The sequence below is a fragment of the Pseudomonas sp. RU47 genome (assembly GCF_004011755.1).
Classification (GTDB): domain Bacteria; phylum Pseudomonadota; class Gammaproteobacteria; order Pseudomonadales; family Pseudomonadaceae; genus Aquipseudomonas.
In genome coordinates, this window is record NZ_CP022411.1 from 1 (window position 1) to 16,417 (window position 16,417).

General features: G+C 58.3%; 13 protein-coding genes. 8 read left to right on the forward strand and 5 right to left on the reverse strand.

Going from position 1 to position 16,417, the window contains the following annotated elements; all coding sequences use genetic code 11:
- Nucleotides 1-562: 562 nt before the first annotated feature.
- From dnaA to dinD, 5 genes are all read left to right on the forward strand, one after another.
- Complete coding sequence (gene dnaA, locus CCX46_RS00005) at nucleotides 563-2,089, forward strand: chromosomal replication initiator protein DnaA (RefSeq protein WP_127925272.1); 1,527 nt, start codon at nucleotides 563-565, stop codon at nucleotides 2,087-2,089.
- Between the two features lie 39 nt (nucleotides 2,090-2,128).
- Complete coding sequence (gene dnaN / locus CCX46_RS00010) at nucleotides 2,129-3,232, forward strand: DNA polymerase III subunit beta (RefSeq protein ID WP_007911887.1); 1,104 nt, start codon at nucleotides 2,129-2,131, stop codon at nucleotides 3,230-3,232.
- Nucleotides 3,233-3,246: 14 nt separating this feature from the next.
- On the forward strand, nucleotides 3,247-4,350 hold the full coding sequence (gene recF / locus CCX46_RS00015) for a DNA replication/repair protein RecF (RefSeq protein ID WP_003220208.1): 1,104 nt from the start codon (nucleotides 3,247-3,249) through the stop codon (nucleotides 4,348-4,350).
- Nucleotides 4,351-4,355: 5 nt separating this feature from the next.
- Nucleotides 4,356-6,773: a DNA topoisomerase (ATP-hydrolyzing) subunit B gene (gyrB, locus tag CCX46_RS00020; protein ID WP_007911885.1), complete on the forward strand. Its 2,418-nt coding sequence runs from the start codon at nucleotides 4,356-4,358 to the stop codon at nucleotides 6,771-6,773.
- Nucleotides 6,774-6,976: 203 nt separating this feature from the next.
- Complete coding sequence (gene dinD, locus CCX46_RS00025; RefSeq protein WP_127925273.1) at nucleotides 6,977-7,813, forward strand: DNA damage-inducible protein D; 837 nt, start codon at nucleotides 6,977-6,979, stop codon at nucleotides 7,811-7,813.
- 14 nt (nucleotides 7,814-7,827) lie between these two features.
- Here the strand turns inward: dinD and CCX46_RS00030 are convergent, their stop codons facing one another.
- Nucleotides 7,828-8,547 (reverse strand): response regulator transcription factor, encoded by a 720-nt coding sequence (locus tag CCX46_RS00030; RefSeq protein WP_127925274.1) that lies wholly within the window; start codon nucleotides 8,545-8,547, stop codon nucleotides 7,828-7,830.
- Between the two features lie 169 nt (nucleotides 8,548-8,716).
- Here CCX46_RS00030 and CCX46_RS00035 point away from each other — a divergent pair, with 169 nt between their 5' ends.
- Nucleotides 8,717-10,249: a sensor histidine kinase gene (locus CCX46_RS00035; RefSeq protein WP_127925275.1), complete on the forward strand. Its 1,533-nt coding sequence runs from the start codon at nucleotides 8,717-8,719 to the stop codon at nucleotides 10,247-10,249.
- 168 nt (nucleotides 10,250-10,417) lie between these two features.
- Here the strand turns inward: CCX46_RS00035 and CCX46_RS00040 are convergent, their stop codons facing one another.
- From CCX46_RS00040 to glyQ, 4 genes are all read right to left on the reverse strand, one after another.
- Nucleotides 10,418-11,197 carry a lysophospholipid acyltransferase family protein gene (locus CCX46_RS00040; RefSeq protein ID WP_127925276.1) on the reverse strand — a complete coding sequence of 260 codons (780 nt, stop codon included), beginning with the start codon at nucleotides 11,195-11,197 and terminating at the stop codon, nucleotides 10,418-10,420.
- Between the two features lie 83 nt (nucleotides 11,198-11,280).
- Nucleotides 11,281-11,820 carry a D-glycero-beta-D-manno-heptose 1,7-bisphosphate 7-phosphatase gene (gene gmhB / locus CCX46_RS00045; protein WP_163004678.1) on the reverse strand — a complete coding sequence of 180 codons (540 nt, stop codon included), beginning with the start codon at nucleotides 11,818-11,820 and terminating at the stop codon, nucleotides 11,281-11,283.
- A gap of 4 nt (nucleotides 11,821-11,824) precedes the next feature.
- On the reverse strand, nucleotides 11,825-13,879 hold the full coding sequence (gene glyS / locus CCX46_RS00050) for a glycine--tRNA ligase subunit beta (protein ID WP_122596850.1): 2,055 nt from the start codon (nucleotides 13,877-13,879) through the stop codon (nucleotides 11,825-11,827).
- Entirely contained in the window at nucleotides 13,876-14,829 is a 954-nt protein-coding gene (gene glyQ / locus CCX46_RS00055) for a glycine--tRNA ligase subunit alpha (protein WP_025112261.1), read from the reverse strand. Before glyQ ends, glyS begins: the two co-directional genes overlap by 4 nt.
- A gap of 81 nt (nucleotides 14,830-14,910) precedes the next feature.
- Between glyQ and CCX46_RS00060 the strand changes: the two genes are divergently transcribed.
- Both CCX46_RS00060 and CCX46_RS00065 read left to right on the forward strand, forming a co-directional pair.
- Complete coding sequence (locus CCX46_RS00060; protein WP_064389686.1) at nucleotides 14,911-15,468, forward strand: DNA-3-methyladenine glycosylase I; 558 nt, start codon at nucleotides 14,911-14,913, stop codon at nucleotides 15,466-15,468.
- A 40-nt stretch (nucleotides 15,469-15,508) separates the two neighbouring features.
- The gene (locus CCX46_RS00065) at nucleotides 15,509-16,396 is read left to right on the forward strand and encodes a lysophospholipid acyltransferase (protein ID WP_008084359.1); all 888 of its coding nucleotides are present in this window, start codon (nucleotides 15,509-15,511) and stop codon (nucleotides 16,394-16,396) included.
- Nucleotides 16,397-16,417: the final 21 nt, after the last annotated feature.

A 16,417-nucleotide genomic window follows, 5' to 3' on the forward strand; every position in this document is an offset into this window, starting at 1 on the left:
TGTTACCTGGTTCGTCCACAACGGGCCGGAATGGCCCCCGTTTTAAGAGACCGGGGATTCTAGAGAAAGCAAGCCTTCAGGTCAATTTCCAACCAGCGTTTCCTTATAAATAGATATCTGGAGCATTTCTGCCGGACTGCCTGTTCGCCATACATAAAAATAAAGAAGGGAATTATTTAAAGCTTTTCTGTAAAGCTTATAAAAGCTAGGCACGCCCTCTTCTGTGGATAAGTGACCTCAGCCCATGTGTTACCTGATGTACAGAGAATGACAACTACAGTGGAAAACCGTGGTCAGCCTGTGCTGCGCTATCGGATAACCTGTGTGTGGAAAGCCTTGTTATCCACAGGCAGGTTATCCACCGGGTTCAACCCCCAGTTGTCCAGTGCCCTTAGAGGTGGTTATCCACAGAGCTTATTCACACACCGTTGGTCGCCTTTTTCCGATTTAACGCATTGATAAATCATGGTCACCGCGCAACCTGCATGTGGATAAGTGGACGGCTCGCCGCTACAATGGCCGCTTGTTTTTGCCTCACCGGCTTTCAACTTAGGGGATATCCGTGTCAGTGGAACTTTGGCAGCAGTGCGTGGAGCTTTTGCGCGAGGAGCTGCCTGCCCAACAATTCAACACCTGGATCCGTCCACTACAGGTCGAAGCCGAAGGCGACGAGTTGCGCGTCTACGCACCGAACCGCTTTGTGCTGGACTGGGTCAACGAAAAGTACCTGGGCCGCGTCCTTGAACTGCTGGATGAGCATGGCAACGGCATGGCGCCGGCGCTTTCCTTATTAATAGGCAGCAAACGCAGTTCGGCACCGCGTGCGGCACCGAATGCACCGCTGGCTGCCGCGCAGGTTTCCCAGGCCCAGGCAAATGCCGCGTCTGTGAGCGCGCCGGCACCTACGCAAGCGCCAGCACCGGCGGCCAAGCGCTCGACACAAAAAAGCCCCGAAGTCAGTGACGAGCCGTCTCGCGACAGTTTCGACCCGATGTCCGGTGCGGCCTCGCAGCAGGCCCCGGTTCGCGCCGAACAGCGCACCGTGCAGGTCGAAGGTGCGCTCAAGCACACCAGTTACCTGAACCGCACCTTCACCTTCGAAAACTTCGTCGAAGGTAAATCCAACCAGCTCGCTCGCGCAGCAGCCTGGCAAGTGGCGGACAACCCAAAGCACGGCTACAACCCGCTGTTCCTTTATGGTGGCGTCGGCCTGGGTAAAACCCACTTGATGCACGCGGTGGGTAACCATCTATTAAAGAAGAACCCGAATGCCAAGGTCGTGTACCTGCATTCCGAGCGTTTCGTCGCCGATATGGTCAAGGCGCTGCAACTGAACGCAATCAACGAGTTCAAGCGTTTCTACCGTTCGGTGGATGCCTTGCTGATCGACGACATTCAGTTCTTCGCCCGTAAAGAACGTTCCCAGGAAGAGTTTTTCCACACCTTCAACGCCCTGCTTGAAGGTGGCCAGCAGGTCATTCTCACCAGTGACCGCTACCCGAAAGAAATCGAAGGCCTTGAAGAGCGCCTCAAATCCCGCTTCGGTTGGGGCCTGACGGTAGCCGTCGAGCCGCCGGAACTGGAAACCCGCGTCGCGATCTTGATGAAGAAGGCCGACCAGGCCAAAGTCGAGTTGCCGCATGACGCTGCGTTCTTCATCGCCCAGCGCATTCGCTCCAACGTCCGTGAGCTGGAAGGCGCGCTGAAACGCGTGATCGCCCACTCGCACTTCATGGGCCGCGACATCACCATCGAGCTGATTCGCGAATCCCTGAAAGACCTGTTGGCGTTGCAGGACAAACTGGTCTCTGTGGATAACATTCAGCGCACTGTCGCCGAGTACTACAAGATCAAGATCTCGGACTTGCTGTCCAAGCGCCGTTCGCGCTCGGTCGCTCGTCCGCGTCAGGTAGCCATGGCGTTGTCCAAGGAACTGACCAACCACAGCCTGCCGGAAATCGGCGATGTGTTTGGCGGCCGCGATCACACCACCGTGTTGCACGCTTGCCGCAAGATCAACGAACTTAAGGAATCCGACGCGGACATCCGCGAGGACTACAAGAACCTGCTGCGTACACTGACCACTTGATGAACACCAGCGCAGCTTAATAAGGCAAGGGACTAGACCATGCATTTCACCATTCAACGCGAAGCCCTGTTGAAACCCCTGCAACTGGTCGCAGGCGTCGTCGAGCGTCGACAGACCTTGCCGGTACTGTCCAACGTGCTGCTGGTTGTCGAAGGCCAGCAACTGTCGCTGACCGGTACCGACCTGGAAGTCGAGCTGGTCGGTCGTGTGCAACTTGAAGAGCCGGCAGAAACAGGTTCCATCACCGTGCCTGCGCGCAAGCTGATGGATATCTGCAAAAGCCTGCCCAACGATGCGCTGATCGACATCAAGGTCGACGAGCAGAAGCTGGTAGTAAAAGCCGGCCGTAGCCGTTTCACCCTGTCGACCTTGCCGGCCAACGATTTCCCGACCGTTGAAGAAGGCCCGGGCTCGCTAACCTGCAGCCTCGAGCAAAGCAAACTGCGTCGTTTGATCGAACGCACCAGCTTCGCCATGGCTCAGCAGGACGTGCGTTATTACCTCAACGGTATGCTGCTGGAAGTGTCCGAAGGCATCATCCGCGCCGTGGCCACCGACGGTCACCGTCTGGCCATGTGCTCGATGAAAGCCGATATCGGCCAGCCTGATCGCCACCAGGTGATCGTGCCGCGCAAAGGTATTCTTGAACTGGCACGCCTGCTCACCGAGCCGGACGGTAACGTCAGCATCGTTCTGGGTCAGCACCACATCCGCGCGACCACCGGCGAATTCACCTTCACCTCGAAACTGGTCGACGGCAAGTTCCCGGATTACGAGCGCGTTCTGCCGAAGGGCGGCGACAAACTGGTACTGGGCGATCGCCAGGCGCTGCGTGAAGCGTTCAGCCGTACCGCGATTCTGTCCAACGAGAAGTACCGTGGTATCCGTCTGCAACTGGCCAGCGGTCAGTTGAAGATCCAGGCCAACAACCCGGAGCAGGAAGAAGCGGAAGAAGAAGTGGGTGTTGAATACAACGGCGGTTCGCTGGAAATCGGCTTCAACGTGAGCTACTTGCTCGACGTGCTGGGCGTGATGACCACCGAGCAGGTTCGCCTGATCCTGTCCGACTCCAACAGCAGTGCGCTGGTGCAGGAGTCCGACAACGACGATTCGGCTTACGTTGTCATGCCGATGCGTCTGTAATCAGCTGACTCTGGATGTCCTTAAGTCGTGTTTCGGTCACCGCGGTGCGCAATCTGCACCCGGTGACCTTCTCCCCCTCCCCCCGCATCAACATCCTTTACGGCGCCAACGGCAGCGGCAAAACCAGTGTTCTGGAAGCCATTCATCTGCTGGGGCTTGCCCGTTCGTTTCGTAGCACGCGGCTGTTGCCGGTCATCCAGTATGAGCAGCTCGCCTGTACCGTGTTCGGTCAGGTCGAATTGGCCGAGGGTGGCCACAGTGCGCTGGGGATATCGCGTGATCGTCAGGGCGAGTTTCAGATCCGTATCGACGGACAGAATGCCCGCAGCGCCGCGCAACTGGCGGAGATCCTGCCACTGCAGTTGATCAACCCCGACAGCTTCCGCCTGCTTGAAGGTGCGCCGAAGATTCGCCGGCAGTTTCTCGACTGGGGCGTGTTCCACGTCGAACCACGGTTCATGGCCACCTGGCAGCGCTTGCAGAAGGCCCTGCGCCAGAGAAACTCTTGGCTGCGGCATGGTACACTTGACGCCGTTTCGCAAGCGGTTTGGGACAGGGAACTGTGTCAGGCCAGCGCTGAAATCGATGAATACCGCCGCGCTTACATCAAAGCCTTGAAACCAGTCTTTGAACAAACCTTGAGCGAACTGGTTGAGCTCGAAGGTTTGACGCTCAGCTATTACCGAGGCTGGGACAAAGACCGGGAATTGAGCGCCGTACTGGCTGGATCCGTGCAACGGGACCAGCAAATGGGTCATACCCAGGCCGGACCGCAACGGGCTGATTTGCGTCTTAGATTGGGCGCACACAACGCCGCGGATATTTTGTCCCGGGGTCAGCAGAAGTTGGTGGTCTGTGCATTGCGGATTGCCCAGGGGCATCTGGTCAGCCAGGCCCGCCGCGGTCAGTGTATTTATCTGGTGGATGACTTGCCGTCCGAGCTGGACGAGAGCCACCGTCGCGCACTATGCCGCTTGCTGGAAGACTTACGCTGCCAGGTGTTCATTACCTGTGTAGATCACGAATTATTGAGGGAAGGCTGGCAGACGGAAACGCCAGTCGCTCTGTTCCACGTGGAACAGGGCCGTATCACCCAGACCCACGACCATCGGGAGTGAAGGCATTGAGCGAAGAAAATACGTACGACTCAACGAGCATTAAAGTGCTGAAAGGCCTGGATGCCGTACGCAAACGTCCCGGTATGTACATTGGTGACACCGACGATGGCAGCGGTCTGCACCACATGGTGTTCGAGGTGGTCGACAACTCGATCGACGAAGCCCTCGCCGGCCACTGCGACGACATCAGCATCATCATCCACCCGGATGAGTCCATCACCGTTAAAGATAACGGCCGTGGCATCCCGGTAGACGTGCACAAAGAGGAAGGCGTTTCCGCCGCCGAGGTCATCATGACCGTCCTCCACGCTGGCGGTAAGTTCGACGACAACTCCTACAAAGTATCCGGCGGTCTGCACGGTGTGGGTGTGTCGGTAGTGAACGCACTGTCCGAAGAACTGGTTCTGACTGTTCGCCGCAGCGGCAAGATCTGGGAACAGACCTACGTCCACGGCGTACCTCAGGCACCGATGGCCATCGTTGGCGACAGCGAAACCACCGGTACCCAGATCCACTTCAAGGCTTCCAGCGAAACCTTCAAGAATATTCACTTCAGCTGGGACATCCTCGCCAAGCGCATTCGTGAACTGTCCTTCCTCAACTCCGGTGTCGGCATCGTCCTCAAGGATGAGCGCAGCGGCAAGGAAGAGCTGTTCAAGTACGAAGGCGGTTTGCGTGCGTTCGTTGAATATCTGAACACCAACAAGACTGCGGTCAACCAGGTGTTCCACTTCAACATCCAGCGTGAAGACGGCATCGGCGTGGAAATCGCCCTGCAGTGGAACGACAGCTTCAACGAGAACCTGTTGTGCTTCACCAACAACATTCCGCAGCGCGACGGCGGTACTCACCTGGTGGGCTTCCGTTCGGCACTGACGCGTAACCTGAACAACTACATCGAGCAGGAAGGTCTGGCGAAGAAGCACAAAGTCGCCACCACCGGTGACGATGCCCGTGAAGGCCTGACCGCGATCATCTCGGTGAAAGTGCCGGATCCGAAGTTCAGCTCGCAGACCAAAGACAAGCTGGTCTCCTCCGAAGTGAAGACTGCGGTCGAGCAGGAGATGGGCAAGTACTTCTCCGACTTCCTTCTGGAAAACCCGAACGAAGCCAAGCTGGTCGTCGGCAAGATGATCGACGCGGCGCGTGCCCGTGAAGCGGCACGCAAGGCCCGTGAGATGACCCGCCGCAAAGGCGCGCTGGACATCGCCGGCCTGCCGGGCAAACTCGCTGACTGCCAGGAAAAAGACCCGGCACTCTCCGAACTGTACCTCGTGGAAGGTGACTCCGCGGGCGGCTCTGCCAAGCAGGGACGTAACCGCAAGACCCAGGCGATCCTGCCGTTGAAGGGCAAGATCCTCAACGTCGAGAAAGCACGTTTCGACAAGATGATCTCTTCTCAGGAAGTGGGCACCTTGATCACCGCGCTGGGCTGCGGCATTGGTCGCGACGAGTACAACATCGACAAGCTGCGTTATCACAACATCATCATCATGACCGATGCTGACGTTGACGGTTCGCACATCCGTACCCTGCTGCTGACCTTCTTCTTCCGTCAGTTGCCGGAGCTGATCGAGCGTGGCTACATCTACATCGCCCAGCCGCCGCTGTACAAGGTCAAGAAAGGCAAGCAAGAGCAATACATCAAAGACGACGACGCCATGGAAGAGTACATGACGCAGTCGGCCCTGGAAGATGCGAGCCTGCACCTGAACGAAGAAGCCCCGGGCATTTCCGGTGAAGCGCTCGAGCGTCTGGTGAACGACTTCCGCATGGTGATGAAGACCCTCAAGCGTCTGTCGCGCCTGTACCCGCAGGAACTGACCGAGCACTTCATTTACCTGCCGGCCGTGAGCCTGGAAAAGCTCGGCGACCACGCAGCAATGCAGGAGTGGCTGGCCCAGTACGAAGCGCGTCTGCGTACCGTTGAAAAATCCGGTCTGGTCTACAAGGCCAGCCTGCGTGAAGATCGTGAACGTGGCGTGTGGCTGCCAGAGGTCGAACTGATCTCCCACGGCCTGTCGAACTACGTCACCTTCAACCGCGACTTCTTCGGCAGCAACGACTACAAAACCGTCGTCACCCTCGGCGCTCAACTGAGCACCCTGCTCGACGAAGGCGCGTACATCCAGCGTGGCGAGCGCAAGAAAGCAGTCACCGAGTTCAAGGAAGCACTGGACTGGCTGATGGCTGAAAGCACCAAGCGCCACACCATTCAGCGATACAAAGGTCTGGGCGAAATGAACCCGGATCAACTGTGGGAAACCACCATGGACCCAAGCGTGCGCCGCATGCTGAAAGTCACCATCGAAGACGCCATTGGCGCAGACCAGATCTTCAACACCCTGATGGGTGATGCGGTCGAACCTCGCCGTGACTTCATCGAGAGCAATGCGTTGGCGGTTTCGAACCTGGATTTCTAACGAATTCTGTTCGGACTTGAAGTAAAAAATAAACCCCGGTGAGTTTTGGCTCATCGGGGTTTATACGTTTCAAGCATCCCTCCATGCATACAAGTCTGCGTCATGATTTGTATGTACATGTTTTCCGGATTGATAACTCCTCGCGTCAGTGCAACGCTCTGTCTGGCTACTTTCGACTTATTCATTCAGCAGAGGATTTACCGTTGAGCGAACAGCATCAGACGTTTGAAGGCCTCAAATACCGAACCGACAGTGGAGTGGAGTATTGGTCTGCCCGAGACCTTGCTCCGCTGCTGGAATACAGAACGTGGCGTAACTTCGAGAACGTTATCGCCAAGGCTATACAAGCTTGTGAACACGGTGATCATTCGGTATCCGACCATTTTGTTGAAGCCAGCAAAATGGTCTCCTTGGGGTCTGGTTCTCTGCGAGAACTGAAGGATATCCACCTCTCCCGCTATGCCTGCTATCTGGTTGTCCAGAACGGAGATCCATCCAAGCCCGTCATCGCCGCAGGGCAAACCTACTTTGCGATTCAGACCCGACGTCAGGAGCTGACAGACGATTCCGAATTTCAGAGTCTAAGGGACGATCAGAAGCGTTTGCCGCTGCGCAATGAGTTACGCGAGCACAACAAACTTCTGGTTGAAACGGCACAGCAGGCAGGCGTTGAGACAGAATTGGATTTCGCCGTTTTCCAGAATCATGGATATCAAGGGCTCTACGGAGGACTTGATCAGAAAGCGATCCACCAGCGCAAAGGCCTCAAAAAAAGCCAAAAAATTCTTGATCACATGGGCTCGACTGAACTGGCCGCCAATTTATTTCGGGCGACTCAGGCTGAAGATAAATTACGTCGCGACAGTGTTCAGGGCAAGCAACAAGCTAACGACGTTCACCTGCAGGTTGGTCGAAAAGTCAGAGAGACCATTTCCGAACTTGGCGGCACCATGCCCGAGGATCTTCCAATGCCGGCTACCAGCATCAAGCAGTTGGAATCTGCGATCAAAAAATTGAAGGGTCGAGCCGGAGAAGAGTGAAACAGCCAGAAACATTAGTGCGAGTTCGACACCACACTCTCCAACCGATACCCATACCCATAAATCGTCAACAACTGCCACCCTCGATCCGCCGTCAGCCCGAGCTTGTTCCGCAGGCGATAAATATGCGTATCCAGCGGCCGCGACGACGCCATCTCCTCATGCGGCCAAAACCGTTCATACAGATAATCCCGCGACAACGGTCGACCCAGATTGCTGAACAGACACCGCGCCAGCCGGTACTCGCGCTCGGTCATGACAATCGGCTTGCCCTCGCGGGTGACGGTCAGTTCAGCGTCATCAAACGTCAGATCATTAAAGCTCAGCACTTCCGTCGCCGCCGCACGTTGCTGGCTGTGCCGCCGCAATACCGCAGCCACCCGCGCCTTCAGTTCATTTGGCCGAAAGGGCTTGCTCACATAATCATCCGCCCCTGCATTCAACGCCTGAACGATATCGCTCTCGCCATCACGGCTGGTGAGCATGATCGCTGCCGGTGGCGCTTCCATGTGTTCGCGGGTCCAGCGCAGCAGCGCCAGGCCGGTGAGGTCGGGCAATTGCCAGTCGAGGATCAGCAGGTCGAAGGTCTCCCGGCGTAGCTGTCGCAACAGGTCTTCACCACGCTCGAAGCTGTGCAGTGACCACGGCTGTTCGCCGGCATCGGCCATTTGCTGCAGGGTTTGCTCGACCCGACGCAGTTCGGCGGGTTCGTCGTCCAGTATCGCAACGCGCATACGCGGTCATTCCTTGTTGCTTGGGCAGTTGGCGGACAACCATAGTCGCTCGGCCCTCGCAGTGAAAGTAAGCAGCCCGCCGTTGGTCGACGTCCGCTATGATTCTTCGGGTCTACGTCTCAGACCTGTGGCCCATGAAACCATTCACCCTGCCCTGGCGTTTTTCCAAATGAACACTAATCGCCGGCGTGAAAGCCGTGAGCCCAGCCAGGTGCAGCGCCTGTTCCGACAGCTGGTGCGCGAGTGGTTGTGGATAAGTCTAGTGCTGTTGCCGCTGACTGCGCTGTTGTCGTATCGCGCGCAGATCAACCTGCACGGTGCGGCTCCCGTCATGGGAGCCATGCTTTCGGTGGGCCTGGTCGCGTGCGTACTTGGTTTGCTGTTGTGGCGTCCGCGCTGGGCGTTGTGGATAACGCTGGTTGGTATGGCCGGCGTGCTGCTGACCAGCGCCGGGCTGGCGGAGATGCGTCGCTGGTGGTCGCCGACGCCGGCGGTGTTGGGCATGTTGTTCGGCTATCTGATCTGGAATTGGCGGCGCCTGAGTGTGGTGCTGACTTATTTCGGCTGGGAGCTGACGCGGCTGGATGGAGAGCCGAAGGTTTTCCCCGAACGCCGTCGTACGCAATTCACCGGCGCCGATCGTTTGCAAGGGCAGATCATGGCCCTCGAGCAAGCCATGAGCCGCACCCGCGATACTCGACGCTTCATCGCAGACGGTTTGGAATACTTGCCGGTCGCCACACTGATCAGCGATCCCAAGGGGCAGATCCTGCTGGGCAATCGCAAGGCCCGCGCGTTGTTCGATACTGCATTAGTGGGCGACGACGTCCGCGATCAACTCGCCCGCCTCGGCTATCCGGAATTATCCACAGAGCCACGTCCAGCGTTATCCGCCCTGCCGCTGCTGGAATTCCGTGACCACAAGGAACGCAGCCTGCGCTTGGAACGTGCCGCCCTGCTGCCGGTGGACGGTGACACGCCGATCGGCTGGCTGCTGAGCCTCACCGACCTTAGCGCGGAACGCGCGGCGGAAGAACAACGCAGCGTATTGCTGCGCTTTCTATCCCACGACCTGCGCGCGCCACACTCGGCGATCCTCGCTTTGCTGGATGTGCATCGCCATCAGGCCGGGGCTGATGCGCCGTTGTTCGAACAAATCGAACGTCAGGTGCGCCGCGCGCTGGATCTGACCGACGGTTTTGTTCTGTTGGCGCGAGCCGAGTCTGAGACTTACCAATTTCAACCGACGTTGTTCGCGATGCTGGTGCTCGACGTGCTGGATCAAGCGTTGCCCATTGCCCAGCAGAAACGCATCGAGTTGCTGCATGACATGGATGAAGAGTCGCAGGAACGTCTGATCAATGCCGATCAAGGCTTGCTGACCCGCGCGCTGTTCAACCTGCTGGAAAACGCGATCAAGTACAGCCCGGCCGACACCACGATCACCCTGCGGGTCCGTTGCCGTGAGGAATGGTTGCACTGTGAATTGATTGATCAAGGCAAAGGCATCGCCGCCGATGAATTGCCGGATCTGTTCAGTCAGTACCGCCGTTTTTCCTCCGCCCAAGGCATCGATGGCGTGGGGCTGGGCCTGTCGATGGTCAAAGCGGTGGTTGATCACCATGGCGGTAAAATCGAATGCCGCAGCGTGGTCGATCAAGGCACCACGTTCCTACTGGAGTTACCGCTGATTCACGAATGATCAGCCACAAAAAAACCGGCTATATCAGCCGGTTTTTTTACATCCGAAAAAAACTTATGCACCTTTTACGGTGTTTTATGAGCTTGAGAAATATATAAGTAAATCAATCACTTATTATCAATGTTCAAGCGGTTTCAACAAAACCGTACACAGGTTATCCACAAAATCTCAGACAGCCACCTGATCATTCGCAGCCGGCGCCTGCGGGGCCGGTGGCAGCGAGCCCATTTCGCGCTGGGTCTTCTCGTTCCAGGCTTGCACGCGGTCGTTCAGCTCGGCGATGGCGCGCGGGCCCGTGCCTTCGGCATACATCGGCTCGCCGATGACTACGGTGATCACCCCGGACTTCTTGCCCCAACCGATTTTCGGCCAGAACTTGCCGGCATTGTGTGCAATCGGCAGCACAGGAAGCGCCGCATTCACCGCCAACGCGCTACCACTGCGAGAGAACTTGCCGACAGTGCCAAACGGCACACGTGTGCCTTCCGGAAAGATCAGCACCCAAACGTTGTCCTTGAGCAGTTCATCACCCTTGGCCGCGACTTGCTTCAGCGCCGCTTTCGGGTTGTCGCGGTCAATCGCGATCGGTCGCAGCATGGCCATGGCCCAGCCGAAAAACGGCACGTAGAGCAGTTCGCGCTTGAGCACCTGGCTCAACGGCGAGAAATAAGCAGAGAGAAAGAATGTCTCCCAAGTGCTCTGGTGGTTCGACTGAATCACGCAGGGCCGGTCAGGCACGTTTTCCGCGCCTTTGATTTCGTAACGGATACCGAGAAACACCTTGGTCAACCACAAGGCGCAACGGCACCAGTACACGTTGATAAAACGATAGCGCGCCTTGAACGGCAGAAACGGCGCGATAAAAAAACTCAAGCTGCACCACAGCAGGGAAGTGGTGCCCAGCAGCAGGTAAAAGAGAAAAATTCTGATGGCCCGCAGTATCGACATAGTGACGTTTACCGTTACAGGGCAATGCCCGAGTGTTCAAGCGCACTCCCGATCAATCCCTGGTCAGGAACTTCAGAAGTACTCTAGTTGTGGATAAGTTCTGCGGCAATCGCCGCCAGATCGTCAAAAATCAGAGTGCCAACCGGCAGGGTTTTGCCCTGAGTCTTTGCGCCTTTTCCGGTCTTTACCAAAACTGGCTGTGAATCGACGGCTTTGGCGGCCTCCAGGTCACCAAGGCTGTCGCCGACGAACCAGACATTGGCCAGCTCGACGTTGTAATGCGCCGCGATGGTTTTCAACATCCCGGGTTTCGGCTTGCGGCAATCGCAGCCTTCGTCCGGCCCGTGCGGGCAATACACGATCAGCCCGACTTCACCGCCCTGCTCCGCCACCAGCTCGCGCAACCGCGCGTGCATGGCATCCAGGGTGGCGAGGTCGTAATAGCCGCGAGCAATGCCCGACTGGTTGGTGGCCACCGCCACCGTCCAGCCGGCCTTGCTCAACTGCGCAATCGCCTCGATCGAGCCGGGCAACGGAATCCACTCCGCCACTGACTTGATGTAAGCGTCGGAGTCGTAATTGATCACTCCGTCCCGATCGAGAATCAGCAGTTTCAACAGCAATCCCTCAACCCAGCAGCGAAATGTCGGCAACACCGAGGAACAGGCCACGCAGACGCGCCAGCAGCGCGTAACGGTTGGCCCGCACATTGGCGTCGTCGGCATTGACCATCACCGCGTCGAAGAACGCATCCACCGGTTCACGCAATGCCGCCAGGCGTGCCAGCGATTCGTTGTACTGACGCGCCGCGGCCATTGGCTGTACGGCCTGATCCGCTTGTTGAATCGCCGAGTACAGCGAGAACTCGTTGGCGTTGTCGAAATACTTGGCTTGCACTTCGGTCGGTACCGCGCCTTCGAGTTTGCTCAACAAGTTCGACACACGCTTGTTCACCGCCGCCAGCGCTGCCGCTTCCGGCAGTTTGCGGAAGGCCTGCACTGCTTGCACACGCTGATCGAAGTCCAGCGCCGAACCCGGCTTCAGGGCACGTACCGACAGGTAAGTGGCGACTTCAACGCCTTCGTCTTCGTAACGTGCACGCAGACGGTCGAAGATGAATTCCAGCACGGACTCGTTGAGGCCGGCAGCCTTGACCTTGGCACCGAACGCGGCCACGGCGAAAGCCACGGCGTCGTTCAGATCCAGATCGAGTTTTTTCTCGATGAGGATACGCAGCACGCCGAGTGCCGCACGGCGCAGGGCATACGGGTCTTTGCTGCCGGTTGGCAGCATGCCGATACCGAAGATACCGACCAGGGTGTCGAGCTTGTCAGCGATCGCGACGGCCGCACCGGTCAGGGTGGCCGGCAGTTCTGCACCGGCACCGCGTGGCATGTACTGCTCGTTCAGCGCCAGTGCGACATCTTCTGGCTCGCCATCATTGAGGGCGTAGTAGTAACCGGCGACACCTTGCATCTCCGGGAACTCGCCGACCATCTCGGTGGCCAGGTCGCACTTCGACAGCAGGCCAGCGCGGGCAGCCCACGAAGCGTTGCCGCCGATGCGAGCGGCGATGTACGCAGCCAGTTTCGATACGCGCTCGGCCTTGTCGTAGACGCTGCCGAGTTTTTCCTGGAACACCACGTTCTTCAGGCGATCATTGAAGGCTTCGAGTTTCTGCTTCTTGTCCTGCTTGAAGAAGAACTCGGCGTCGGTCAGGCGTGGTCGAACCACTTTCTCGTTACCGGCGATGATCTGCTGCGGGTCTTTGCTTTCGATGTTGGCCACAGTGATGAAACGTGGCAGCAACTTGCCGTCGGCATCCAGCAGGCAGAAGTACTTCTGGTTGTCCTGCATGGTGGTGATCAGCGCTTCTTGCGGCACGTCGAGGAAGCGTTCCTCGAACGAACACACCAGCGGCACCGGCCATTCAACCAGTGCGGTCACTTCGTCGAGCAGCGCCGGCGGAACGATTGCCGTGCCTTCCTGACGGGTCGCCAGCTCTTCGGTGCGCTTGCTGATGATCTCGCGACGCTCGTTGGCGTCGGCCAATACATAAGCGGCACGCAGGTCGGCGAGGTAGCTCGACGGCGAACCGATGCGCACGCTTTGCGGGTGATGGAAACGGTGACCACGGGAATCACGGCCAGCCTTTTGCGCGAGGATGGTGCAGTCGATGACCTGGTCACCGAGCAGCATCACCAGCCATTGGGTCGGACGCACGAACTCTTCCTTGCGCGCTCCCCAACGCATGCGTTTCGGAATCGGCAGGTCGTTCAGCGAATCTTCGACGATGGTCGGCAGCAGGCTCGCGGTCGGCTTGCCGGCGATGCTCTGGCTGTAGCGCAGTTTCGGGCCGCTCTGGTCGATTTCGCTCAGATCAACGCCGCACTTCTTGGCAAAGCCCAATGCTGCCTGAGTCGGGTTGCCATCAGCGTCGAACGCCGCCTGACGTGGCGGGCCGTCGAGGTTGATGCTGCGATCCGGCTGCTGGGTAGCCAGCGCGGTGATCAGCACAGCCAGACGACGCGGCGCGGCGTAGACGGTTTTAGTCTCGTAGCTCAGGCCAGCGGCTTGCAGGCCCTTGTCGATACCGGCGAGGAACGCCTCAGCCAAAGTGTTCAGGGCTTTCGGTGGCAGTTCTTCGGTGCCCAGTTCAACCAGAAAATCTTGCGCACTCATTGTGCTGCCTCCAGCTTGGCCAGTACTTCGTCACGCAGGTCCGGGGTCGCCATCGGGAAGCCCAGCTTGGCGCGTGCCAGCAGGTAGGCTTGCGCAACGGAACGCGCCAGGGTGCGTACGCGCAGAATGTATTGCTGACGCGCGGTCACCGAGATCGCCCGGCGCGCATCCAGCAGGTTGAAGGTGTGCGAGGCCTTCAACACCATTTCGTAGCTCGGCAACGGCAGCGGCTGGTCGAGTTCGATCAGGCGCTTGGCTTCGCTTTCATAGAAGTCGAACAGTTCGAACAGTTTGTCGACGTTGGCGTGTTCGAAGTTGTAAGTGGACTGCTCCACTTCGTTCTGGTGGAACACGTCGCCGTAGGTGACTTTGCCCATCGGGCCGTCAGCCCAGACCAGGTCGTAGACCGAATCCACGCCTTGCAGGTACATGGCCAGACGCTCGAGACCGTAAGTGATCTCGCCGGTCACCGGGTAGCACTCGATGCCGCCCGCCTGCTGGAAGTAAGTGAACTGGGTCACTTCCATGCCGTTCAGCCAGACTTCCCAGCCCAGACCCCAGGCGCCGAGGGTCGGCGATTCCCAGTTGTCTTCGACGAAGCGGATGTCGTGAACCAATGGGTCCAGACCGACATGCTTGAGCGAGCCCAGGTACAGTTCCTGGAAGTTGTCCGGGTTCGGCTTCAGGACGACCTGGAACTGATAGTAATGCTGCAGACGGTTCGGGTTTTCACCGTAACGGCCGTCAGTCGGACGGCGGCTTGGCTGCACGTAAGCGGCGTTCCAGGTTTCCGGGCCGATGGCGCGGAGGAAGGTCGCGGTGTGGAAAGTGCCGGCGCCTACTTCCATATCGTAGGGCTGAAGTACCACGCAACCTTGCTCGGCCCAGTATTGCTGGAGCGCGAGGATCAAGTCTTGGAAGGTACGCACGGCTGGCGTAGGCTGGCTCACGAAATTCACCTGTTTCTTGGGCTGCGATTTAAAGAGCGAGAGTATACCCGATTCATTGCTGCGCACGCCCCCTGGAGCCTTATGCCACGCTGCTTTTGGTGTACCGAAGATCCGCTGTACATGGCTTATCACGACCAGGAGTGGGGCACGCCGCTACGCGATGCGCAGGGTTTGTTCGAGTTGCTTTTGCTCGAAGGGTTCCAGGCCGGGCTGTCCTGGATCACCGTGCTGCGCAAACGTGAGCGTTATCGCGAGGTGTTGTTCGGCTTCGACGTGCAGCGTGTGGCGCAGATGAGCGACGCTGAAATCGACGAGTTGATGCTCGATCCGGGGATCATCCGCAACCGCCTCAAACTCAATGCCGCCCGCCGTAATGCCCAGGCCTGGCTGGCGCTGGAGGATCCGGTGGGGTTCCTCTGGTCGTTTGTTAACGACCAACCGATCATCAATCATTTCAAGGATCGCAGCGAAGTCCCGGCGATCACCCCCGAAGCGCTGGCGATGAGCAAAGGCCTGAAAAAGGCCGGGTTCACGTTCGTCGGCCCGACCATTTGCTATGCGCTGATGCAGGCCTCGGGGATGGTCATGGACCACACCCAGGACTGCGACCGCTACGCGCAGCTCGTCAACGGCGGTTAGAATGGCCGCCTCGCGCACCGCACAAGATCAGGAGTGACCTGTGGAAAAGTTTAAAGGCGCCTTGCTGGTAGGCGCTCTGCGGCTGTTTGCCCTGCTGCCATGGCGGGCCGTGCAGGCCGTGGGTTCGGCGATCGGCTGGATCATGTGGAAAACCCCCAACCGCTCCCGCGACGTGGTGCGGATCAACCTTGCGAAATGTTTTCCACAGATGGACCCGGCCGAGCGTGAGCGTCTGGTCGGTCAGAGTCTTAAAGACATCGGCAAGTCGTTGACCGAAAGCGCCTGCGCGTGGATCTGGCCGGCGCAGCGCTCGATCGATCTGGTGCGCGAAGTCGAAGGCCTCGATGTGCTGAAAGACGCCTTGGCCTCGGGCAAAGGCGTGGTCGGCATCACCAGCCACCTCGGTAACTGGGAAGTGCTCAACCACTTCTATTGCAGCCAGTGCAAACCGATTATTTTCTACCGTCCGCCGAAGCTCAAGGCTGTGGATGAATTATTGCGTAAACAGCGCGTGCAACTGGGCAACAAGGTCGCCGCTTCGACCAAGGAAGGCATCCTCAGCGTCATCAAGGAAGTGCGCAAAGGTGGTGCAGTGGGCATTCCCGCTGACCCGGAACCGGCCGAATCCGCCGGGATCTTCGTACCATTCTTCGCCACGCAAGCGCTGACCAGCAAATTCGTGCCGAACATGCTCGCCGGTGGCAAAGCCGTTGGCGTGTTCCTGCATGCGCTGCGCCTGCCCGACGGTTCCGGCTACAAAGTGATCCTCGAAGCCGCGCCCGAAGCCATGTACAGCACCGATACCGCCGAGTCCTGCGCGGCCATGAGCAAAGTGGTCGAGCGTTATGTGGCGGCGTATCCGAGCCAGTACATGTGGAGCATGAAGCGCTTCAAGAAACGTCCGCCGGGTGAAGAGCGCTGGTACTGAGCTGATTGGCATGATCTGTGG

Coding starts and splice junctions, on each gene's coding strand:
- dnaN (WP_007911887.1), top strand. CDS start 2,129: ATGCATTTCACCATTCAACGCGAAGCCCTGTTGAAACCCCTGCAACTG.
- recF (WP_003220208.1), top strand. CDS start 3,247: ATGTCCTTAAGTCGTGTTTCGGTCACCGCGGTGCGCAATCTGCACCCG.
- CCX46_RS00030 (WP_127925274.1), bottom strand. CDS start 8,547: ATGCGCGTTGCGATACTGGACGACGAACCCGCCGAACTGCGTCGGGTC.
- CCX46_RS00035 (WP_127925275.1), top strand. CDS start 8,717: ATGAACACTAATCGCCGGCGTGAAAGCCGTGAGCCCAGCCAGGTGCAG.
- CCX46_RS00040 (WP_127925276.1), bottom strand. CDS start 11,197: ATGTCGATACTGCGGGCCATCAGAATTTTTCTCTTTTACCTGCTGCTG.
- glyS (WP_122596850.1), bottom strand. CDS start 13,879: ATGAGTGCGCAAGATTTTCTGGTTGAACTGGGCACCGAAGAACTGCCA.
- CCX46_RS00060 (WP_064389686.1), top strand. CDS start 14,911: ATGCCACGCTGCTTTTGGTGTACCGAAGATCCGCTGTACATGGCTTAT.